Consider the following 1,190-nt stretch of genomic DNA (forward strand, 5'->3'; position numbering starts at 1 on the left):
AAAGTCTTCTCGGCTTTCAAATTCATGCGGTTTTTTGCGCACATCCCTGTAAAAAGTCTTACTTGAGTCAGACATTGAGTTATCCTTTTTTACGTTTCAAAGCTGAACCATCTCAACTAGAGTTTCGCGAGGTACACAAACCTTCGACCAATACGAGACCACACCCTAGCTGCTATCGAGCACCTTTATTGATTTGCACTTATTAAGCATGTGTTGCTACCGGTAGGAATATTAGACATTAGTAAAAGAGCAACAAAACTCCCACTTATTAAACATTAATTTAACAACACATTGGTGTGCGTTGATCTTGTATGAGTTGTATTCTCTAGGTAAGCCAAAGGGAGAACGGTCGTCGCTCCAACTTATGTTTGTTAAAGACTAAGTTTTTGGGGAACGTAATGGTTGCTATTGAGATACGTTGTCTATTTACAGTCAGCTTGAAGCTATTAGAAGTAATAGTGTGAAAGGAATTAACTAGAGTTTCTGACTCTGAGTGATTTTGGGCAAGAATAAGTGAATCATGGTAAGCCAATTCGTGCTTACCATGATTTCTGCTCGTATGTACTGGCGTTCAAGAAACTCGAAAGTCAGCTCATGAGCTCTGGGTAGAGGCTATGTTCTGTAGAGAACCTTGACCACATGCCAACCAAATTTTGTTTTGACCAAGTGCGGAGTTAACACTTCACCAGAAAAACAAACTTTGTCGAATTGAGGCACCATTTGACCGCGACGGAACTCACCGAGGTCACCACCACGTTTGCCAGACGGGCAAGTTGAATATTTTTTCGCTAGTGTTTGGAATTTAGCGCCTTTTTTCAGTTGCTTGATGATGTCTTCAGCTTGTTCTTTGTGCTTAACAAGAATGTGCAATGCGGCTGCTGTGTTTGCCATGTGTTTATCTCTCACTATTCTGGTGGCGCAAGTTTACCGAATACACTGGTTTGCGCCAAACATTTCTCCACCTTACCCATTTTAGGCCATGGCTTGCCCCAAAAACACTTGGCTAGGTGATGAAAACCTGTGCAACACGGGTAATATTGACCTCGATTTATAAAGAGATTGCTTAAAAAGCTCACATTTACTTCCTATACGGTTGAAGCTGTCGCTTTATAAGATATGATTAGACACAAATCGGTGGCATTTATAAGGTTATTTCATGGCAAAAGTCGTTAGTAAGGCGAATCAATCTC

At 40.9% G+C, this 1,190-nt stretch carries 1 protein-coding gene; it reads right to left on the minus strand.

Annotated features, from left to right (window positions below; genetic code table 11):
- Nucleotides 1-612: 612 nt before the first annotated feature.
- Nucleotides 613-891 (minus strand): peptidylprolyl isomerase PpiC, encoded by a 279-nt coding sequence (ppiC, locus tag R8N28_RS25840; RefSeq protein WP_005375342.1) that lies wholly within the window; start codon nucleotides 889-891, stop codon nucleotides 613-615.
- Nucleotides 892-1,190 lie beyond the last annotated feature (299 nt).

The organism is Vibrio sp. Vb1554, assembly GCF_033344235.1.